This window comes from Clavibacter michiganensis subsp. insidiosus, assembly GCF_002240565.1.
Taxonomy (GTDB): Bacteria; Actinomycetota; Actinomycetes; order Actinomycetales; family Microbacteriaceae; genus Clavibacter; species Clavibacter insidiosus.
This window is the reverse complement of sequence record NZ_MZMO01000001.1, coordinates 2,979,434-2,998,570: the sequence shown is the minus strand read 5'-3', so window position 1 is coordinate 2,998,570 and position 19,137 is coordinate 2,979,434. Positions and strand designations below refer to the sequence as shown.

Annotated in this window: 19 protein-coding genes, 2 tRNA genes and 1 pseudogene; 14 read left to right on the top strand and 8 right to left on the bottom strand. The window is 72.5% G+C overall.

Going from position 1 to position 19,137, the window contains the following annotated elements; genetic code table 11:
- Position 1 precedes the first annotated feature (1 nt).
- Genes B5P21_RS14510 through B5P21_RS14495 form a run of 4 tightly spaced genes read left to right on the top strand, consistent with a single transcriptional unit; the run spans position 2 to position 3,204 of the window.
- Positions 2–931, top strand: a complete 930-nt coding sequence (locus B5P21_RS14510) for an alpha-E domain-containing protein (protein ID WP_041464281.1) — start codon at positions 2–4, stop codon at positions 929–931.
- A complete protein-coding gene (locus B5P21_RS14505; RefSeq protein ID WP_045526554.1) occupies positions 928–1,773 on the top strand; it encodes a transglutaminase family protein in 846 nt (281 codons plus the stop codon). Before B5P21_RS14510 ends, B5P21_RS14505 begins: the two co-directional genes overlap by 4 nt.
- Positions 1,774–1,810: 37 nt before the next feature.
- Positions 1,811–2,707, top strand: a complete 897-nt coding sequence (locus B5P21_RS14500) for an alpha/beta fold hydrolase (protein WP_045526555.1) — start codon at positions 1,811–1,813, stop codon at positions 2,705–2,707.
- Positions 2,704–3,204 carry a GNAT family N-acetyltransferase gene (locus tag B5P21_RS14495; RefSeq protein WP_045526556.1) on the top strand — a complete coding sequence of 167 codons (501 nt, stop codon included), beginning with the start codon at positions 2,704–2,706 and terminating at the stop codon, positions 3,202–3,204. The genes B5P21_RS14500 and B5P21_RS14495 overlap by 4 nt, the downstream gene beginning before the upstream one ends.
- Before the next feature lie 100 nt (positions 3,205–3,304).
- Here the strand turns inward: B5P21_RS14495 and B5P21_RS16915 are convergent, their stop codons facing one another.
- Complete coding sequence (locus tag B5P21_RS16915; RefSeq protein ID WP_158385361.1) at positions 3,305–3,481, bottom strand: hypothetical protein; 177 nt, start codon at positions 3,479–3,481, stop codon at positions 3,305–3,307.
- 778 nt (positions 3,482–4,259) lie between these two features.
- Between B5P21_RS16915 and B5P21_RS17380 the strand changes: the two genes are divergently transcribed.
- Positions 4,260–4,949 carry a helix-turn-helix domain-containing protein gene (locus tag B5P21_RS17380; protein WP_045526559.1) on the top strand — a complete coding sequence of 230 codons (690 nt, stop codon included), beginning with the start codon at positions 4,260–4,262 and terminating at the stop codon, positions 4,947–4,949.
- Positions 4,950–5,070: 121 nt separating this feature from the next.
- Here B5P21_RS17380 and B5P21_RS17700 read toward each other — a convergent pair.
- The 3 genes and pseudogenes from B5P21_RS17700 to B5P21_RS14470 all read right to left on the bottom strand — a co-directional run.
- Positions 5,071–5,283 (bottom strand): annotated as a pseudogene (locus tag B5P21_RS17700) (alkaline phosphatase family protein); the annotation flags it as partial.
- 686 nt (positions 5,284–5,969) lie between these two features.
- Positions 5,970–6,602, bottom strand: coding sequence for an alpha-ketoglutarate-dependent dioxygenase AlkB (locus B5P21_RS14475; protein ID WP_045526563.1), 633 nt, complete (start codon positions 6,600–6,602; stop codon positions 5,970–5,972).
- Between the two features lie 63 nt (positions 6,603–6,665).
- Positions 6,666–7,346: a Pr6Pr family membrane protein gene (locus B5P21_RS14470; protein WP_080939267.1), complete on the bottom strand. Its 681-nt coding sequence runs from the start codon at positions 7,344–7,346 to the stop codon at positions 6,666–6,668.
- A 78-nt stretch (positions 7,347–7,424) separates the two neighbouring features.
- Here B5P21_RS14470 and lplAB point away from each other — a divergent pair, with 78 nt between their 5' ends.
- Entirely contained in the window at positions 7,425–8,474 is a 1,050-nt protein-coding gene (gene lplAB / locus B5P21_RS14465) for a lipoate-protein ligase LplAB (RefSeq protein ID WP_045526566.1), read from the top strand.
- Between the two features lie 258 nt (positions 8,475–8,732).
- Here lplAB and B5P21_RS14460 read toward each other — a convergent pair whose 3' ends face one another.
- Positions 8,733–9,017 (bottom strand): GNAT family N-acetyltransferase, encoded by a 285-nt coding sequence (locus tag B5P21_RS14460; RefSeq protein ID WP_094171317.1) that lies wholly within the window; start codon positions 9,015–9,017, stop codon positions 8,733–8,735.
- A gap of 103 nt (positions 9,018–9,120) precedes the next feature.
- Here B5P21_RS14460 and B5P21_RS14455 point away from each other — a divergent pair, with 103 nt between their 5' ends.
- Positions 9,121–10,017 (top strand): amidase domain-containing protein, encoded by an 897-nt coding sequence (locus B5P21_RS14455; protein ID WP_045526570.1) that lies wholly within the window; start codon positions 9,121–9,123, stop codon positions 10,015–10,017.
- A 10-nt stretch (positions 10,018–10,027) separates the two neighbouring features.
- On the opposite strand, the gene B5P21_RS14450 is transcribed toward B5P21_RS14455, so the two are convergent.
- The 3 genes from B5P21_RS14450 to pgm form a co-directional block, all read right to left on the bottom strand.
- Positions 10,028–10,990 (bottom strand): IS481-like element IS1122 family transposase, encoded by a 963-nt coding sequence (locus B5P21_RS14450; protein ID WP_045527791.1) that lies wholly within the window; start codon positions 10,988–10,990, stop codon positions 10,028–10,030.
- A 97-nt stretch (positions 10,991–11,087) separates the two neighbouring features.
- The gene (locus B5P21_RS14445; RefSeq protein WP_045526572.1) at positions 11,088–11,582 is read right to left on the bottom strand and encodes a ribosomal maturation YjgA family protein; all 495 of its coding nucleotides are present in this window, start codon (positions 11,580–11,582) and stop codon (positions 11,088–11,090) included.
- A 63-nt stretch (positions 11,583–11,645) separates the two neighbouring features.
- Positions 11,646–13,286, bottom strand: a complete 1,641-nt coding sequence (pgm, locus tag B5P21_RS14440; RefSeq protein WP_045526573.1) for a phosphoglucomutase (alpha-D-glucose-1,6-bisphosphate-dependent) — start codon at positions 13,284–13,286, stop codon at positions 11,646–11,648.
- Positions 13,287–13,335: 49 nt separating this feature from the next.
- Here pgm and pheA point away from each other — a divergent pair, with 49 nt between their 5' ends.
- From pheA to B5P21_RS14405, 7 genes are all read left to right on the top strand, one after another.
- Positions 13,336–14,292, top strand: coding sequence for a prephenate dehydratase (gene pheA, locus B5P21_RS14435; protein WP_045526575.1), 957 nt, complete (start codon positions 13,336–13,338; stop codon positions 14,290–14,292).
- Positions 14,293–14,343: 51 nt separating this feature from the next.
- On the top strand, positions 14,344–15,624 hold the full coding sequence (serS, locus tag B5P21_RS14430) for a serine--tRNA ligase (protein ID WP_094171316.1): 1,281 nt from the start codon (positions 14,344–14,346) through the stop codon (positions 15,622–15,624).
- Positions 15,621–16,442 carry an HAD family hydrolase gene (locus B5P21_RS14425; RefSeq protein ID WP_045526580.1) on the top strand — a complete coding sequence of 274 codons (822 nt, stop codon included), beginning with the start codon at positions 15,621–15,623 and terminating at the stop codon, positions 16,440–16,442. The genes serS and B5P21_RS14425 overlap by 4 nt, the downstream gene beginning before the upstream one ends.
- Positions 16,443–16,613: 171 nt before the next feature.
- Positions 16,614–16,698 (top strand) — tRNA-Ser (locus B5P21_RS14420).
- A 16-nt stretch (positions 16,699–16,714) separates the two neighbouring features.
- Positions 16,715–17,974: an LCP family protein gene (locus B5P21_RS14415; protein WP_045526582.1), complete on the top strand. Its 1,260-nt coding sequence runs from the start codon at positions 16,715–16,717 to the stop codon at positions 17,972–17,974.
- A 424-nt stretch (positions 17,975–18,398) separates the two neighbouring features.
- Positions 18,399–18,490 (top strand) — tRNA-Ser (locus B5P21_RS14410).
- Between the two features lie 99 nt (positions 18,491–18,589).
- The gene (locus B5P21_RS14405) at positions 18,590–19,135 is read left to right on the top strand and encodes a hypothetical protein (protein WP_236688771.1); all 546 of its coding nucleotides are present in this window, start codon (positions 18,590–18,592) and stop codon (positions 19,133–19,135) included.
- Positions 19,136–19,137: the final 2 nt, after the last annotated feature.

Genomic DNA, 19,137 nt, shown 5'->3' with positions numbered 1-19,137 from the left:
CATGCTGTCGCGCATCGCCGAGTCGCTCTTCTGGATCGGCCGCTACATCGAGCGCTCGGACGGCACCGCCCGCATCCTCGACGTGCACCTGCAGCTGCTGCTCGAGGATCCGTGGATCGACGAGGACACCGCCTGCCGCTCCCTCCTCAGCGTGATGGGCAGCGACGTGCCGAGCGAGGACGTCCTCGGCCGCGACGACGTGCTCGCGCTCCTCGCGGTGGACCGCACGCAGCCCGCCTCCATCGCCTACTCGCTCGGCGCCGCGCGGGAGAACGCCCGCCGCGCCCGCGAGATCGTCTCGAGCGAGCTCTGGGAGTGCCTCAACACGACGCGCGCCCGCATGCCGCGGAAGATCGCCAACGACCGCGTGCACGAGTTCTTCGGCTGGGTGCGCGAGCGCTCGGCCCTCGCGGTCGGGCTCGTCGAGTCGGGCACGAGCCGCGACGAGGCCTGGCAGTTCTTCACGCTCGGCCGCTCCATCGAGCGCGCCGACATGACGGCTCGCCTGCTCGCCACGCGCGCGCTCACGGAGGCGAGCGGACCGTCGTGGACCACGATCCTCCGGTCCTGCGGCGCGTACGAGGCGTACCTCCGCACGTACCGCGGCGTGCCGAGCGCGCGCAACGCGGCGGAGTTCCTGCTGCTCGACCGGCTGTTCCCGCGGTCGATCACGCACTCGATCCGCCGGGCCGAGCAGTGCCTGCACGACATCGAGCCGCGCACCGACCGCCTCGGGGTGTCCGACCAGGCGCAGCGGCTGCTCGGGCAGATCCGGAGCGAGCTGGAGTACCGGCCGATCCAGGAGATCCTCGACGACCTCCCGCGCTTCATGGACGCCGTGCAGGAGGCGACATCCGCCACCAGCGAGGCCGTCCGCCAGCGCTACTTCCCCACCAACGCGGCACCCAGCTGGGTCGGAGAGAACTCGTGAACCGCCTGCGCATCACCCACCGGACCGGCTTCCACTACGAGGGCGAGGTGACCGCCTCGTACAACGAGGCGCGCATGCTGCCCGTGTCGAGCGAGAACCAGTTCGTCCTGTACTCGAACCTCGACATCCAGCCCAAGCCGGGGCACCACACCTACGTCGACTACTTCGGCACGCGGGTCTCGTCGTTCGAGATCCTGAGCCCCCACCGCTCGCTCGAGCTCACCGCGACGAGCCTCGTCGAGGTCCGGCCGCGCACGCACGAGCCGCACCAGCTCGGCTGGGACGACCTCGCGGTCGACGTGCAGCGCGCCACCGAGCACGTGGAGCAGGTCGCGCAGACCGTGCGCACCGAGCCGCACGAGGAGGTCCGCGCGCTCGCGGAGGAGATCGCGGGCGGGGCCGGCACCCCGTGCGAGGCGGCCGCGGAGATCGCCCGTGCGATCGGCGAGAGGGTCGAGTACATGACCGGCGTCACGAGCGTGCAGTCGACCGCGCGCGAGGCGTGGGAGCAGGGGCGCGGCGTCTGCCAGGACATCACGCACATCGTCATCGGCGCTCTCCGGCACGTCGGGATCCCCGCGCGCTACGTCAGCGGATACCTGCACCCGAAGCCGAACGCGGCCGTGGGCGAGACCGTCACGGGCGAGTCGCACGCGTGGGTCGAGTGGTTCTGCGGCGAGTGGCGCGGCTGGGATCCCACGAACCTCATCGACATCGGCGACCGGCACGTGCTCGTCGGCCGGGGCCGCGACTACCGCGACGTCGCGCCGCTGCGGGGCATCTACGCGGGGCCGTTCCGCTCGAAGCTGTTCGTGCGGGTCGAGATCACGCGCGAGTCCTGACCTCGGCGGCCGCGGCGGGGCCGCCTAGTCTGGATCCATGCCCGACGACGAGCGCTCCACCGGCGGAGCCGACCACCGCACCATCGTGGACGCGGAGGGCGTGACCCTCCACTACTACGTGTGGGAGGCCGAGCGCCCGCGGGCGGTCGTGCACATCGCGCACGGCGTGGGCGAGCACGCGCTGCGCTACATCCGGCTCGCGCGGGAGCTCAACGCCGCGGGCTTCACGGTCGCGGCCGACGACCACCGCGGGCACGGCGCCACCGGGCTCGGGCACCTCGGCATCGGCGTGTTGGGGCCCCGGCGGCACCTGGCGGCGCTCGACGGGATCCAGCTGGTGAGCGAGCAGCTGCGCCGCGAGCACCCGGACCTCCCGCTCGTGCTCCTCGGCCACAGCTGGGGCGCGCTCCTCGCGCAGCGCATCGTCGCGCGGGCGTCCGGGCTCTACGCGGGGCTGGTGCTGAGCGGGGCGTCGCTCGCGATGCCCGGCGTCGTGAACACGGGCGATCTCAACAAGCGCTGGCGGCACCCGGCCGCGTCCGGCTTCGAGTGGCTGTCGCGGGATCCCGAGGCGCAGCGCGCGTTCGGCGCCGACGACCGGAACTTCGACGTCAACGCGCTGAAGCCGTACCGGATGCGCGACTCCGTGCAGATCATGGGCCGGCCGCCGCGCAAGCTCGCGACCGACCTGCCCGTGCTCATCCAGGGCGGCGAGGAGGACTCGCTCGGCGGTCGGCGCGGCATGCAGCTGCTCGCGCGCGACTACAGCCGGCGCTCGCGCCTCAGCGACGTGCTGCTCATCGTGTACCCGGGCGCGCGGCACGAGATCTACAACGAGACGAACCGCGACGAGGTGGTGGCGGACCTGCGGAGCTGGCTGGAGTCGCGCGTGGTGGCCGCCCAGCCGTCCGCCGACGACGAGGCCGCCGGGTGACGGGGGCGCTCCCGGAGGCGACGCTGCGCCCGGCGCGCGCCGACGACCTCCGGTTCCTCGAGGACATGCTGCTGGCGTCGATGGACTGGCGCGGCGACGGATCCATGACCCGCGAGCGCATGCTCGCCACCCCGGAGCTCGCGCACTACGTGGCCGGTTGGCCGCGCGCGGGCGACGTGGGCGTGGTAGCGGAGGCCGCCGGGGATCCGGTCGGCGCCGCGTGGGCGCGCCTCTCCGCGGAGGACGACCGCGGCTACGGGTTCGTCGAGGCCGACATCCCCGAGCTCGGCATGGCGCTCGTGCCGCCGGCGCGCGGCCGGGGCCTCGGACGGGCGCTGCTCGTGGCGCTCGTCGACGCGGTCCGCGCCTCGGGCGCCCCGGCCGTGAGCCTCAGCGTGGAGGGCGGCAACGACCGCGCCCGCGCGCTCTACGAGTCCCTCGGCTTCGTGGCCGTCGGGCGCGAGGGCGGATCGGACGTGCTGCTGCTCCGCTGGTGACGCACGCCGCCGCCTGAGTCCGACGCCCGGACGCGACGAGGCGGCGGGCTGGAGATCCAGCCCGCCGCCCCGCGTCCCGGTCAGGCGACCGGTCCCGGCGTCATGCGCCGCAGTGCGACCTCCGGACCTTCGGGAAGTCGAACCAGTAGCCCTGGCCGCAGGTCCAGCTCGTGATGAACTCGCCGGGGCCGGCCACGACCACGCCCAGCGCCAGGCAGGAGCGCCGCGAGAGGTCGAGCGTGATGCACACGGTGCCGATGTAGGCCGCGACGCCCACCGTGATGATCGTCGTGATGACGTATCCGGGGATGTGCCACGAGTGGTTGCTCCAGAACGCCTTCGACTCGCCGATGCTGCCGGCGCTGCCCTGGGCGGCGAGGGATCCGCCTTCGTGACCGCTCGGCCGTCCTTCGAGTCGAGCGTCTGCTGGATCGCCGAGTTCTCCACCGCGTGGGCCGGGGAGGGGGCGGTGTCCTGGATCTCGGCGCGGATCTCGGCGGCGGCCTGCGCGTGGCTCTCGACCTTCGCGGCCCACGCGGGGATGCGCTGGCCGGCGACGACGGTGCCCTCGGTGGCGACGGTGGCGAGCTGGTCGGCGGTGATCTTGCCGCTCTTCACGTCGTGCTCGAACGTGCCGTTGAGGAGGGAGGACGCCACGACCGACTGCTCGAGGTGGGCGGGGGCGGCCTGGGCGCGTCGCCGGCGCCCATCGCGACGAGGGCGACCGCGGTCGCGGTCGCGGCGGCGGTCGCGGTCGCGGCGAGCAGGCGGACGGAGCGGCGGGAGTGGATCGGAGCTGCGGGTGATGCGAAGGACATGGCTGACCTTCCGCATCGAGGGGCAACCGTCGCCCCGCGAGCACGGTAGGGGCGCGATCCCTGCGACCCGGGGTCGATCGCCGACGTCCCGATGAACGACGCCTGTCCGTCAGTCGTTCGTCTGACGAGCGCTCGAATGCCGCGAGCCCCGCTCCATCCGTTCACCCCGGCGTCGGGTTCCCGTCGATCCGGACGGGTAGCATCCTTCGACCCCGACGGGCGGCGGACGGGAGCGACATGAACCAGCGGCAGGCGGCGGTGTCCCGGGCACGGCGCGAGATCGTCGAGGCGGCGGGAGCCCAGTTCGCGGCCCACGGCTACGAGGGCACGTCGTTCTCGCGGGTGGCCGAGGCGATGGGCAAGCCCAAGTCCGCCATCGGGTACCACCTCTTCGCGTCCAAGGAGCGCCTCGCGGGCGCGGTCGTCGAGGACCAGGAGGACCGCTGGCTCCGCATCGAGGCCGCGCTCGACCAGCCGGGCGCGCTGCTCGAGCTCGTCGTCTTCCTGCTCACCGCCGCCCGCACGGTCGAGGTCTGCCCCGTCGCGGCCGGCGCCATCCGCCTCCTGCAGGACATGCCGCGCCTCGGCCTCGCCGTCGAGCGTCGCTTCGACGTGTGGCGCTTCACCCGCGGGCACCTCGAAGCCGAGCTCGCGGCCCGGGGCATCCACGCGGCCGATCTCGACGCCACCGTCGACGTGCTGCTCAGCGCCACCTTCGGCGTGCTCTCCTACCGGTCGCCGAGCGCGCCCGCGGGGGATCAGGTGGAGCGGTTGCGCAGCCTCTGGATCCCGCTGCTCACCCACCTGGGGCTTCCCGACGCCGACGCCGTCGTGCGCGCCGCGCACGCCCTCGACCTGACGCTCGTGGAGGAGGGCCGCGCGGACGCCGCCGAGGCGCACCTCGGGACGGACCGCGCCCGCGCCTGATGCGTCCCCTCTGGACGACGACGCCGGCCGGCCCCACGGGACCGGCCGGCGTCGTCGTGCGGCTCCGCTTGGCGACGACCCAGTTGTCCCAGGCCCCCTCGTTCCAAGCCGCGTGGCCGCCCTTCCAGGAGTGGTTGAGGCTGCCGGCGCCCTGCGCGTTGTGGTTCGCGGAGTCGAGGGGGAACGGGAGGAGGTGGCCGCCGTCCGTGCGGGTGGCGTCGGGCTGTGCGAAGACCGATCCGCCGCCGGGGTGCTCGACGGCCTGCCTGTCGCTGAAGCCGCGGACGCCGGGGAAGGTGCCGTAGTAGTGGTCGAAGGAGCGGTTCTCCTGCATGAGGATCACGACGTGCTCGACGTCCTTGATCGACCGAGTGAGGTTCCGGCGGGTGGCGGCCGCGGCGGCGGCGCTCATGGTGCCCGTCGCGGGGCCGGCGGCGACGCCGGCCATGATCGCGGCGGCGCCGCTCAGTAGCAGGGTGCGGCGGCTCACGCCGGGGCGGATCCCGCCGCGGTCGGGGTGCGTGGGGTCGAGAGGAGGCGCGGCGTCGGCGCCGGCGCTCCCGGTGCGGTCGGCGGGGTGCTCGTCGGGGTGGGAGGTGCTCACGGGGCGATGTCCTTCTTCCAAGCGCGGTCGCGCGAGCGCGGGCGCGCGGGCGGGATCACGGCGGCCCACGGCGGAGCGCGGGCGCGTGACGAGGAGGGCTGCTGCGGAGAGACGCGGTGCGGCGATGGGATGCGGTGCGGAGGTGCGGAGGTGCGGTGCTGTGCGGTGCGCGGTGCGGGCGACGGCGACCCCGTTCCGGCGGGGGATCCCGCGCGGGTGCCGCCGCGACGACGAGGGGACGCCCGGTGCGGATCGCGCCCGGGTCGTCCATGTCGCCGTCGCCGACAGCGGCGAGACGGCCCCTATGGGAGGCGGGACGTCGCTGTCGGCAGCGAGTATGCGCGCCGAGGGGGAACGGCGCGTCACGCCCGGTGATCACCCGCGGAACGCCCCCTGGACAGGGCGTGCCGGCCGGTTCAGACGGGCCAGACCGGCCGGAACTGGATGCTGATGCGCGGCCCGACCGCCTTGGCGGTCTTGAGGATGGCGTGCTCGTGCGTGCGCTGCGCGCTGCCGCCCATGACCACGAGGTCACCGTGCCCGAGCGGGAAGCGCCGCACCTCGCCGCCGCCCTTCGGGCGCAGCGACAGCGTGCGCGCGGCGCCCACCGAGACGATGGCGACCATGGTGTCGCGGTCGATGGTGCGCCCCACGCGGTCGCCGTGCCACGCGACGCTGTCGTCGCCCGTGCGGTAGAAGCAGAGCCCCGTGGTCTCGAGCACCTGGCCGGGAGGGCGCCCGTAGTGCTCGTTGAGCGCGTCGCGCGCCTCGACGAGCACGGGCGCCGGCAGGGTCGCGCGCGGCCCGAACCACTGCAGGAGCCGCGGCACCTCGACGGTGCGGCCGTGCATCTGCCGCGTGTCCGCCGTCCACTCCACGTCCTCCACGAGCCGCTCGAACAGCGCGTCCGAGTCGCTGACCCAGCCGGGCCGGATGTCGAGCCACGCACCCTGCCCGAGGTCGAGCCGCTCGACCTCCGCGCCGAGCGCGCCGAGGCCGGGCTCCGCCTGGAGGTCGTCGAAGAGGGAGGCCTGGAATGCGATGCTCATGGCGCGAGCATAGCCCGGATGTTCGAACGCATGTTCGAACGCCAGGGGGTGGGGAGAGCCCGGTCAGGCCTCCACGGGGCGGGACCCGAGGCGTCCGGCCCACGTCAGCAGCAGCGTCAGCCCGCAGATCAGCGCCGCGATGACGGCGACCCAGATGGCGACCGTCCCATATCCGCCGCCGCCCGTCGCGGGATCCAGGAAGGGGTACGGGTAGTAGGTCGCCGCCCCCGTGACCTCGTTGCCCGTGATCGGCCCGCGCGCGAGCGTGACCGCGACCCAGACCAGTGGGAACACCACGACCCGGCCCACCGCTCCGTAGCCGAGCGCCCGGCGGTCGGGGGCGAGCAGCCAGTCGAGGAGGACGAGCAGCGGCACGGCCACGTGCAGCACCTCGTTCGACCACGGCAGGTTGCCGCCGGGGATGGTGGGCAGGCCGCGCAGCAGGAGGTTGTAGACGATGCCGGTGGTGACGATGTAGGTCGTGGTCGCCAGCCGGAGCGTCGTCCAGCCGCGCCCGGGCGCGGGAGCGCGCCGCAGCAGCCGCACGGCGCCGAGCCCCATCACCACGGCCGCGAGCAGGTTCGACTCGATCGTGAAGTACATGAGGAAGTCGACCGTCTTGCCCCAGATCCCCTCCACCCCGATGCTCCGCCAGTAGGAGGAGCTCACGACGTACTGGCTGACGACCGCCACCAGCACGGCGACGGCGGTGAGGAGGCGGACGACCGCCCAGGTGATGCGCATGCCCCACCGTCCCACACGGGCCCGGCGACGGCGATCCGCGGACCGTCGCCGGCCGCCGGCGCGGCCTAGGCTGGCGGGATGCATGGTGAGTACAAGGTCCCCGGCGGCAAGCTCGTCGTGGTCGACCTGGACGTGACCGACGGCCGCATCTCCGGCTTCCGCCTCGCGGGCGACTTCTTCCTCGAGCCGGACGACGCGCTCGAGGCGATCGACGGGGCCGTGAACGGCCTCCCGGAGGACAGCGACGCCGCCGCGATCACCGCCGCCATCCGCCGCGCGCTCCCGCCGGAGGCCACGCTCCTCGGCTTCTCGCCCGAGGCCGTCGCCGTCGCGATCCGCCGCTCGCTCGCCCGCGCCACGAACTGGGGCGACTACGAGTGGGAGGTCATCCACGACCGCGCCTACCGTCCCGTCGAGCAGATGGCGCTGGACCAGGTGCTCGCCGAGGAGGTCGGCGCCGGCCGCCGGAACCCCACGCTGCGCATCTGGGAGTGGGACGAGCCGGCCGTCGTCATCGGCAGCTTCCAGTCGCTCCGCAACGAGGTCGACGCCGAGCAGGCCGCGGCCCACGGCTTCGACGTCGTGCGCCGCGTCTCCGGCGGCGGCGCCATGTACATGGAGGCGGGCGCGGTCATCACGTACTCGATCTACGCCCCCGTCGACCTCGTGCAGGGCATGACCTTCGCGGACTCCTACGCCTACCTCGACGAGTGGGTCATCACCGCGCTCCGCTCGCTCGGCATCGACGCGTCGTACCAGCCGCTCAACGACATCACGAGCCCCAGCGGCAAGATCGGCGGCGCCGCGCAGAAGCGCCTGGGCGCCGGAGCCGTGCTGCACCACGTCACCATGAGCTACGACATGGACGGCGAGAAGATGGTGCAGGTGCTGCGCATCGGCCGCGAGAAGATCAGCGACAAGGGCATCACGAGCGCCGCCAAGCGCGTGGATCCGCTCCGCAGCCAGACCGGCATGAGCCGCGCGGACATCATCGAGCGGATGAAGGACACCTTCACGGGCCTCTACGGCGGGAAGCCGGGTCAGGTCACGGCGGAGGAGTGGGCGAAGACCCGCCAGCTGGTCGACGACAAGTTCTCGACGCCGGAGTGGCTCACGCGCGTCCCCTGATCGGGGGACTGTCCGCCTGGCGAAGCGGGGATGTCCGCTCGGCGTCCGGGCTGTCCGCCGGGCGACGGCGGGAGCGTCCGCGCGGATCCGGGCACCTAGAGTCACATCGTCGTCCTTCCGGCCCCCGCGGGGCCGAGCGGCGACGCGGTCCGATCGAACCTCGTCATGGGGCTCCGCTCGCGACCGCGGGCGACGGGGAGACCCGTCGGGGGGAGCGGACTCGCGAGGCGCATGCGTGCGCCTCGCGAGCGCACCGGCTCAGCCCCGCTCGAGCAGCTCCCGGTAGTCGGGGTGCTCGTCGATCCACGCCCCCACGAACGGGCACGCGGCCACGACCGTGCGGGATCCGCCGCGCACGTCGTCGAGCGCCGCCCGCACCAGCTCGCCGCCGAGGCCGCCGCGCCGCTTCGCGGGGTCGACCTCCGTGTGGGTGAAGACGATGCGGTCGCCCTGGATCAGGTAGTCCGCGAAGCCCGCGCGCTCGCCGTCGAGCCATAGCGTGTAGCGCGAGCCGTCGGGGTCGTGGGTCACGTCGACGCTCATCCCGCCACACTAGGCGCGGTGTCGCGCCGAGTCGATCCGCCGGGTGCCGGGTTACCCTGGACGAGCCCGGGACCCGGGTCCCCTCTACCTCCCGGAGCAGCACGTGATCGCCGACATCCGCCGCCGCAGCATCCTCGCCGCCGCGCTCGCGGTCCCCGTGACCGCCGTCCTCGCCGCCTGCACCCGCCAGGAGCCCGCGCCGCGCGCTACCCTCGGCGCCGGAGCCGACGGACAGCCCGCCGCCTCCGCATCCTCGCCCGCCGTCACCGCCGTCGAGCCGGCGTCGCTCTCCGTGTCGGGCGGCCAGACCGTCACGCTCACGGGCGCCGGCCTCTCCGGCGCCACCGCCGTCATGTTCGCGGGCACCGCGGGCACCGACCTCCAGGTCGCCGGCGACGGATCCGTCACCGTCGTGGCGCCCCGCTCCACCGACTACGAGGACCGCTCCGCCGACATCCAGGTGATGGCCGGCGACGGCCCGCTCACCGCGACCGCCGCCGCCTACGCCGCCCAGACTCCCGTCGACAAGCAGCTCCAGTACGCGCTCGCCCACTGGGACGCCTATAACCTCGAGGAGTACGGGAACTTCAACCCGTCCGGCGGCGACTGCGTCAACTTCGTCAGCCAGACCCTCATCCAGCGCGGCTGGCAGATGACCAACGAGTGGCACAACCGCGGCGGCGGATCCGACTGGACCTACGCGTGGATCCACGTGCCCACGTTCGACAAGTGGCTCACGGCGAACGCGTCGACGCTCGGCGTGACGCGGCTCGAGCTCGCCGACCGCGACCGGCTCAAGGTCGGCGACATCGTCATCTTCGACTGGAACCGCAACTCCTCGCCCGACCACACGCAGATCGTCTCGGCCATCGAGCCGAAGGACGGCGGCGACGTCGTGAAGATGGTCGGCCACAACCTCGACAACGACTATCGCGACCTCGACGAGACCATCACCACCGAGCACCCCGGCGCCGAGGTCCACTTCTGGAGCGTGGCCTAGCTGTACTGAGTCATGACGTTGGTGACTCTCGGGCCGCGGGCGTCAGCCCGTGGCTCGAGTGGATTCGTTCAGTGTTGTAGTGCTGGATCCACGGATCAAGGGCGTCGGTTCTGGCTTGGTTGCTGGTGAAGGGTTGCCGGTAGGCCCACTCGGTCGCGAGGGTGCGGTTGAAGCGTTCGACCTTGCCGTTCTGCCAGGGGCAGTGCGGGCGGATGAACTTCTGCCTCGCACCGAGCTGCGTGACCGCGTTCTGGAACGCGGCCGAGTGCCGGTAGGCGAACGCGTTGTCCGTCAGGACCCGTTCGATGCGGGTGATGCCGTGCTCGGCGAAGTACGCCGCGGCCCGGGTCAGGAACCCTGCCGCGGTCACGCCCTTCTCGTCCGGGTGGATCTCCGCGTAGGCGAGGCGGGTGTGGTCATCGACCACGGCGTGGACGTAATCGAACCCGATCCCACGACCACGAACCTGTTCGCTGCGGCCATGCGCCCGCCAGCCGCCGCCGTCCGGGATCCGGCCGAGCTTCTTCACGTCGACGTGGATCAGGTCGCCGGGATGCTCATGCTCGTACCGGTTTGCCGTCGACCGGGATGCCCGGATCACGGCCCCGGTGACGGGGTCCAACCATGCCAACGGCGGTGCCCCGTGCCGCCGCAGGACGCGGGAGATCGTGCGGGCTGGAACACCGGTCACCGGCGCCAACCGGGCAGGACCTGATCGCAATCGGGTCCTCGCTTCCACGACGGCTCGTTCTCGTTCCGGGCTCGTCCTCGTCGGCACCCGTCTCGGCCTCGAGGACCGGTCCGACAAGCCTTCGAAACCCTCGGACCGGAACCGATTCACCCACCGATGCGCGCACTGACGCGACACACCGAGTTCGCGCGCGACATGCGAGACCGGCCGACGATCCTCGACCACCCGCCGCACGAGGAGAACCCTCCCGTGAACCGTCAGACGAGCATTAGCGTGGGACATCGAGGCCTCCTGGCAGTGGCAGAACTAGACAGCTCCATCAAGCCAGGAGGCCTCCTCACACGCCCCGAAGTGTCACCAACGTCATGGCCGGGTACACCTAGCCCACGTCGATGCCCCGGCCGACCCGCAACAGGCGGTCGACGAGGAGCACGAGCAGGACGCCGACCGCGTACGCGGCGAGGTCGACGGGGTCGTACCCCGTGCCGAGCAGCAGGCGGCACAGCGGCACGTGCAGGGCCCAGATCGCGGGCCAACCGGTGATCTGCAGCAGCTCGATCCCCGTGCACCACACGAGCACCGCGGCGCCGTGCACGACGGGGTCGACCCGCGGCATCACCGCGATGAGCGCGAGGTGGATGGCCGCAGCGTAGAACACGTCGGGCCACAGCCCGCGGCCGTCGCTGTGCGTGACGACCATGCCGGCGATGACCACGGCGAGGAGCGCCCCGAGCGACACGATCCGGCGGCGTGCGTGGCCGTCGGGGAGCCGGACTTCCCGGTCGACGACCGGCGCGGCGTCCGCGGGACCGTCGGCGGGGTGCATCGACGGCTCGTCCCAGACGAACGCGTCCACATCCCCGGAATGGCGCATGTGCCCAGCCTAAGCACCGCGGATGCGAACGCGCCCGGGGCGGGTCGCATCCGCGACCTCCCGCTACGCGTCGAGCGCCGCGTCGACGATCCGCTTGGCCTCCGCCTGCACCGCGTGCAGGTGGTCGAGCCCCACGAACGACTCGGCGTAGATCTTGTAGACGTCCTCGGTGCCGCTCGGGCGCGCGGCGAACCAGGCGTTCGCGGTGACGACCTTGACGCCGCCGACGGCCGCGCCGTTGCCGGGCGCGGTGCTGAGCTTCGCGGTGATCGGATCCCCCGCGACCTCGGTGGCCTCGATGGCGTCGCCGTCGAGCTTGCCGAGCGTGGCCTTCTGCGCCTTGGTGGCCGCCGCGTCCACGCGCTCGTAGACCGGGTCGCCGAAGCGCTCGGTGAGTTCGCGGTAGAGGACGCTGGGCGTCTTGCCCGTGACCGCGAGGATCTCCGACGCGAGCAGCGCCAGCAGGATCCCGTCCTTGTCCGTGGTCCAGACCGTGCCGTCCATGCGGAGGAAGCTCGCGCCGGCGGACTCCTCGCCGCCGAAGCCCACGGATCCGTCGATGAGGCCGGGGACGAACCACTTGAAGCCGACCGGCACCTCCCAGAGGCGGCGGCCGAGCGACTCGGCGACCCGGTCGATCACGCTGGAGGAGACGAGCGTCTTGCCGATCGCCGCGTCGTCACGCCACTGCGGTCGGTGCGCGTAGAGGTAGTCGATCGCGACCGCGAGGTAGTGGTTCGGGTTCATGAGCCCGGCGTCCGGGGTGACGATGCCGTGGCGGTCGGCGTCGGCGTCGTTGCCCGTGAGGATGTCGAAGTCGTCCTTGCGCGCGAGCACGCTCGCCATGGCCGAGGAGGAGGACGGGTCCATGCGGATCTTCCCGTCCCAGTCGAGCGTCATGAACGACCAGGCGGGATCCACCTCGGGGTTCACGACCTCGAGGTCGAGGCCGTAGCGCTCGCCGATCGCGGCCCAGTACTCGACCGACGCGCCGCCGAGCGGGTCCGCGCCGATGCGCACGCCCGCCTTCCGGATCGCGTCCATGTCGATGATGGAGCCGAGGTCGTCCACGTAGTGCCCGAGGAAGTCGTAGCCCTCGACCCGCCCGCGCGCCTGGTCGAGCGGGACGCGCTTCACGTCGACGAGGCCGCCCGCGATGATCGCGTTGGCGCGCGCGGCGATCCAGCCGGTCGCGTCGGAGTCGGCGGGACCGCCGTGCGGCGGGTTGTACTTGAAGCCGCCGTCGGCGGGCGGGTTGTGGCTGGGGGTCACGACGATGCCGTCCGCCACGTCGTCGTCGCCGTGCTGCTCGTCGCGGTTCCATCGGAGGATCGCGTGCGAGAGGGCGGGGGTCGGGCACCAGGAGTCGCGGGAGTCGGCGAGCACGCGCACGCCGTTGGCGACGAGCACCTCGAGCGCGGTGTCCTCGGCGGGCTTCGAGAGCCCGTGGGTGTCGCGGCCGATGAAGAGGGGGCCGGTGATGCCCTGCTCGACCCGGTACTCCACGATCGCCTGCGTGATGGCGAGGATGTGGTCCTCGTTGAAGGCGGTCTTCAGCGAGCTGCCGCGGTGGCCGCTCGTGCCGAACGCCACCTTCTGCTCCGGATCCTCCACGTCGGGGTGGAGCTCGTGGTACGCCCGGATCAGCTCGTCGATGTCGATGAGGTCGGACGGGAGGGCGGCGGTGCCTGCGCGGTCATGCATGGATCCATCCTGGCACCGGGCCGATCCGATTCCCATCTAGGGTGCAGGCATGGCCGAGACCCCGCGACCCGACGTGACCTACAGCTACCTCGGGCCGTCCGGCACCTTCACGGAGGCCGCCCTCAAGCAGGTGAAGGCGGCCCGCGGCCGCACCTGGCGCGCGGTCAACAACGCCTCGGAGGCGCTCGCCGACGTCGTGTCCGGAGCCTCGGTCGCCGCCATGATCGCCATCGAGAACTCCGTCGAGGGCGGCGTGACGGCCACCCAGGACGCGCTCGCGAACATCCCGGGCCTCCGGATCCTCAGCGAGCACCTCGTGCCCGTGGCCTTCGACCTCGTGGTGCGGCCGGGCACGGCGCTCGCCGACGTGCGCACGGTCGCCGCGCATCCGGTCGCCTACGGCCAGTGCCGCCGCTTCCTCGAGCGCGAGCTGCCGACGCACGGCCACGTGCCCGCGTCCTCCAACGTGGCCGCGGCGCTGTCGCTGCTGGATGGCGGCATCGCGGACGCGGCCATCGCGCCGCCGCAGATCACCGAGAGCCAGCCGCTCGAGGCCGTCGCCCGCGGCATCGGCGACAACCCGAACGCCGTCACGCGCTTCGTGCTCGTCGGCCGCGCGACCACCCTGCCCGCGCGCACCGGTGCCGACAAGACGAGCCTCATCGTCGAGCTGCCGGACGACCGCGCCGGATCCCTGCTCGACCTCCTCGAGCAGTTCGCGACCCGCGGCGTGAACCTCGCGCTCATCCAGTCGCGGCCCATCGGCGACGAGCTCGGCCGCTACCGGTTCGTCATCGACGCGGAGGGGCACGTGCACGACGAGCGCGTGGCCGACGCGCTGCTCGGGATCCGCCGCTTCAGCCCGCGCGTCACCTTCCTCGGCTCGTACCCGAGGGCCGACGGCACCCCCAGCACCTACCGCGCCAGGTACGAGGACGACGTCTTCCTCGAGGCGCGCGACTGGCTGCGCGGCATCGTCTCGGCGGAGCCGGGCGCGGGCGCCTGACGCGTCGGCGGACGCCCGGACACGCGCGACCCGCTTCGTTAGAGTGACGGGGTGATCGATCCGCAGACCCTCCGCGACCATCCCGACCTCGTCATCGCCTCGCAGGAGCTGCGCGGCGCGTCCGTGGAGGTGGTCGACCAGGCGGTCGCCGCGGACTCCGAGCGCCGGCAGGCCATCACCGAGTTCGAGGGCCTCCGCGCCGAGCAGAACGCGCACGGCAAGCTCGTCGCGAAGGCCGACAAGGCCGACAAGCCGCGCCTCATCGCCGAGGTGCAGGAGCTGAAGGCCCGCGTCACCGTCGCGCAGGAGCGCGCGCAGGAGGCCGAGGCCGCGCTCGACGAGGCCATGCGGCGGATCCCGAACATCGTCATCGACGGCGTCCCCGCGGGCGGCGAGGACGACTGGGCGCTCCTCCGCGAGGTCGGCGCGAAGCCGTCCTTCGACTTCGAGCCCCGTGACCACCTGGAGATCGGCGAGATCCTCGACGCCATCGACATGGGCCGCGGCGCCAAGGTGTCCGGCGCCCGCTTCCACTTCCTCAAGGGGATCGGCGCCCGGCTCGAGATCGCCCTGATGAACTTCGGCCTGTCCCGCGCGCTCGAGGCCGGCCTCGAGCCGCTCATCACGCCGACGCTCGTGAAGCCCGAGATCATGGCGGGCACCGGGTTCCTCGGCGCCCACGCCGACGAGGTCTACCACCTGGACGACGACGACCTCTACCTCACGGGCACGAGCGAGGTGGCGCTCGCCGGGTACCACGCCGACGAGATCCTCGACCTGACCGCCGGTCCCGTCCGCTACGCCGGCTGGTCGACCTGCTACCGCAAGGAGGCGGGCTCGTACGGCAAGGACACCCGCGGCATCATCCGCGTGCACCAGTTCCAGAAGCTCGAGATGTTCTCCTACGTCGACCCGGCCGACGCCGAGGCGGAGCACGAGCGCCTCCTCGCCATGCAGGAGCGCATGATGCAGGACCTCGGCCTCTCCTACCGCGTCATCGACACGGCGGCGGGCGACCTCGGATCCAGCGCCGCCCGCAAGTACGACGTCGAGGCGTGGATCCCCACCCAGGGCGCCTACCGCGAGCTCACCTCCACCTCGAACTGCACCACGTTCCAGGCCCGCCGCCTCGGCACGCGCTTTCGCGGCGAGGACGGCCGCACCTCGCCCGTCGCCACGCTCAACGGCACGTTGGCGACCACGCGCTGGATCGTCGCGATCCTCGAGACGCACCAGCAGGCGGACGGATCCGTGCGCGTGCCGGAGGCGCTGCGGCCCTACCTCGGCGGCCTCGAGACGCTCGAGCCCGCGACGGCGAAGGCCGCCCGATGACCCCGCGCGTGGCCGACGCCGACCGTCTCCTCATCGCCCTCGACATCGACGGCACCCTCCTCGGCGAGGACGGCTCGCTCGACGAGTCCGTCATCCGCGAGGTGCGGCGGATGGAGGAGATCGGGCACCTGGTCATGCCGTCCACCGGCCGCTCGGTCGCCGACACCCTGCCGATCGTCGACCGCCTGGGCATCCACCCGCGCTACATGGTCTGCTCGAACGGCGCCATCGTCCTCGAGCGGGACGCGGACGCCCCCACGGGGTACTCGCGCCGCTTCGTCGAGACCTTCGATCCCGCCGACGTGCTGCAGCGGATCCGCCCGCACCTCGCGAGCGGCCGCTACGCCGTCGAGGACGAGGAGGGCGTGTACCTCTACTCCGGCGGCGACTTCCCGGACGGCGCGCTCGAGGCCAACGGCCGCCAGGTCGAGTTCGAGGAGCTGCTGCACGTGCCCGCGACGCGCGTGGTCGTCATCTCGCCCGGCCACGACATGGAGGACTTCCAGGACGTCGTCGAGCGCATGGGCCTGCACCGCGTGAGCTACTCCATCGGCTGGACCGCGTGGCTCGACATCGCGCCCGACGGGGTGAACAAGGCCACGGCGATGGAGCGCGTGCGCGAGCTGCACGACATCGCCCGCACGCACGTCATCGCCATGGGCGACGGGCGCAACGACATCGAGATGCTCGAATGGGCCGGCGAGCACGGACGGAGCATCGCGATGGGCCAGGCCCCGGCCGAGGTCATCGCCGTCGCCACCGAGGTCACGGGTCCCATCACCGAGAACGGCGCGGCCGCGGTCCTCGCCCGGCTCTGATCTCCGGCGGCGGCCGATTCCCCAGCTGGGGAGAGTTCAGCCGCCTCTGATCCTCCGCGTGCGAGAGTGGCGCCTCCCGCGCGGTCACCCGGCCGCACCACCGCGGGCCGACCGGCTACCGGTAGGATCCTGAACGATCGCACGTCGCCCGCCACGCGGGGGCGCGCATCGGGAGGGCTGTCCGAGCGGCCGATGGAGCCAGTCTTGAAAACTGGTGGGCAGAGATGTCTCGTGGGTTCGAATCCCACGCCCTCCGCCCGGAGAGGATCCACATGAGCGACGCGCCCCTGCGCCCCCGGCGGACCACGCAGGTCCCCGTCATCGCCCGCCACGGCCGGCTGGGACGCCCGAGCGCGGTGCGCACCCTCGTCAAGGGCGTCGCCATGGTCGTCGCGGTGCTGCTCGTCAGCGGTCTCTCCGTCGGCACGATCGCTCTGTGGAACCTGAACAGGTCCGTGCAGGCGAACACCGTCGACATCAGCGACGGCACCGAGCAGACCACGGTCGGGGTCGGTGCCCTCGACGGCGGGTTCAACGTGCTCCTCGCCGGATCCGACACCCGCCAGGGCCAGGGGGACGGCTACGGCAAGACCGACGGGGCGCTCAACGACGTGAACATGGTGCTGCACGTCTCGGCCGACCACTCGCAGGCCACGGTGGTCAGCCTGCCGCGCGACATGGTCGTGCCCATCCCGGAGTGCGCGCGCAGCGACGGATCCGGCACCGCTCCCGCCATGTCCGCGGCGCCGCTCAACTCGGCGCTGTCCGACGGCGGCCTGCCGTGCGTCGCGAAGACCGTGGCGCAGTTCACCGGCCTCGACATCCCCTACGCGGCGCTCATCGAGTTCAACGGCGTCATCGAGATGTCCAACGCGGTCGGCGGCGTGCCCGTCTGCCTCGCGAGCCCCCTGAAGGACAAGCGGACGGACCTCGACCTCCCCGCGGGCGAGAACACCCTGAAGGGGAAGGACGCGCTCCAGTTCCTCCGCACGCGCCACTCGGTCGGCAACGGCAGCGACCTGGCCCGCATCAGCAACCAGCAGGTGTTCCTGTCGGCGCTCGTGCGCACGATGAAGCAGTCGAGCACGCTCTCGGATCCCACGCGCGTCTACGGCCTCGCCAAGGCGGCGGTCGACAACATGCAGCGCTCGACCTCGCTCGACTACCAGACCATGGCGTCCATGGCGCTGGCCCTCAAGGACATCCCGCTCGACCAGGTGCGCTTCCTCCAGTACCCCGGCACCACCGCGGGCACCGGCGTCTACGCCGGCAAGGTCCAGCCGCTGAAGACGGACGGCGACCAGCTCATGCAGCTGCTGAAGGCGGACGCGCCGTTCGAGGTCAAGGCCGGCAACACCGGTCTGGGCGCGGTCGCGGAGCAGCCCGCGGCGTCGACGCCTGCGCCGTCGGCGAGCGCTCCCCCGGCGGGCGGCGGATCCCAGCCGGCCACGTCCGCGCCCACGGTGCTGCCCGAGGCCGTCACGGGCACGGACGCGGGCACGGTCACCTGCTCGAAGGGCTTCAAGGGGTGAGCCCGGCCGTGCGAGCGGACGGGGGAGCTCCGCGCCTCTGAGGAGGGCGACGGGGCCCCGCCGCACACCCTATGCAGCAGGGACCCGTCTATCTCGTTCAGCTTTCGACCCGAATCCTCCGCCGGACGAGAATCTCGTGTTCTCGCCCACGGGGGGCTCGCGACGTCGTCGCGTGCGTGAGGGTGAGCGGCGCCGGTTCGGGGGATCCGGGACCGCGGCCACGTGGGCGAGCGGGACATCTCTGGGCTGACACATCGACACGCGGTGGGGCAAGCCGGTCGGGTCCGGCACACGCGTCGTCAGAGACACTACGTGTCCGTCGAATGGGGGACAACCGCGCCGCACCCCCCCCGTTCGGGCAGGCATCCCGGCGGGCGGGGATGTGACCAGGCCGCCGCGTCAGGTAGAGTGAACGGGTACGTCTGGAGACGTCGCATAGTTCGGCCTAGTGCACCACCCTGCTAAGGTGGAGTACCCGTATGGGTACCGTGGGTTCAAATCCCACCGTCTCCGCCATCTCCGCCTCGCGTAGTCCTCTCCGCCTTGTGCGCGGCCCGCCTCTCGTGCTCGGACGCCATGGACTCCGAGCCCGTCCCGGACCGATACGCTCCTCGGGTGGACCGCCAGATGCTCGACCAGCTGTCGACGGGCCGTTCTCGGCGCGACGTGCAGGCCATCCGCGACGCGCTCTCCGCGGTGTCGCCCGGAGACGGCGTCAGCGTCGTCATCCGCTCGCCGCGGTACGGGCTGTACGCCGTCGACGGCACCGTGCGCACCGGCGCCAACGGCCAGATGTGCGTCGCCGACACCTCGCTCAGCGCCGCGGGCGAGATCCAGGGCCTCTCCGTGAGGGGCGAGGACGGGGACGCGACCCCGTCGCAGCTGCCTTCGTCGACGGCGGGCCTCGTGCACGGCGCCGCGGTCCGGGTGACGTTCGACGAGCCCGCCTACGGCGCGTTCCACGTCACGGGTCCGCTCACCGCGGGGGACGACGCGTTCCTCCTCGTCGGCAACTGGATCGTCGTCGACGGCGACCGGTTCGCTCCGCGCGTCGTCGGCGTCGAGATCGCCGGCGACCTCGACGTGCACCCCGCCAACGTCCCGCCGAAGCGGCCGTCCGCCGAGGACCCGGCCGTACCGGTCCCCGGGCTCACCGCCTAGCT

Coding starts and splice junctions, on each gene's coding strand:
- B5P21_RS14500 (WP_045526555.1), top strand. CDS start 1,811: ATGCCCGACGACGAGCGCTCCACCGGCGGAGCCGACCACCGCACCATC.
- B5P21_RS14470 (WP_080939267.1), bottom strand. CDS start 7,346: ATGCGCATCACCTGGGCGGTCGTCCGCCTCCTCACCGCCGTCGCCGTG.
- lplAB (WP_045526566.1), top strand. CDS start 7,425: ATGCATGGTGAGTACAAGGTCCCCGGCGGCAAGCTCGTCGTGGTCGAC.
- B5P21_RS14425 (WP_045526580.1), top strand. CDS start 15,621: ATGACCCCGCGCGTGGCCGACGCCGACCGTCTCCTCATCGCCCTCGAC.
- B5P21_RS14510 (WP_041464281.1), top strand. CDS start 2: ATGCTGTCGCGCATCGCCGAGTCGCTCTTCTGGATCGGCCGCTACATC.
- B5P21_RS14460 (WP_094171317.1), bottom strand. CDS start 9,017: ATGAGCGTCGACGTGACCCACGACCCCGACGGCTCGCGCTACACGCTA.
- B5P21_RS14445 (WP_045526572.1), bottom strand. CDS start 11,582: ATGCGCCATTCCGGGGATGTGGACGCGTTCGTCTGGGACGAGCCGTCG.
- B5P21_RS14415 (WP_045526582.1), top strand. CDS start 16,715: ATGAGCGACGCGCCCCTGCGCCCCCGGCGGACCACGCAGGTCCCCGTC.
- pheA (WP_045526575.1), top strand. CDS start 13,336: ATGGCCGAGACCCCGCGACCCGACGTGACCTACAGCTACCTCGGGCCG.
- B5P21_RS14450 (WP_045527791.1), bottom strand. CDS start 10,990: ATGTCCCACGCTAATGCTCGTCTGACGGTTCACGGGAGGGTTCTCCTC.
- B5P21_RS14475 (WP_045526563.1), bottom strand. CDS start 6,602: ATGAGCATCGCATTCCAGGCCTCCCTCTTCGACGACCTCCAGGCGGAG.
- pgm (WP_045526573.1), bottom strand. CDS start 13,286: ATGCATGACCGCGCAGGCACCGCCGCCCTCCCGTCCGACCTCATCGAC.
- B5P21_RS17380 (WP_045526559.1), top strand. CDS start 4,260: ATGAACCAGCGGCAGGCGGCGGTGTCCCGGGCACGGCGCGAGATCGTC.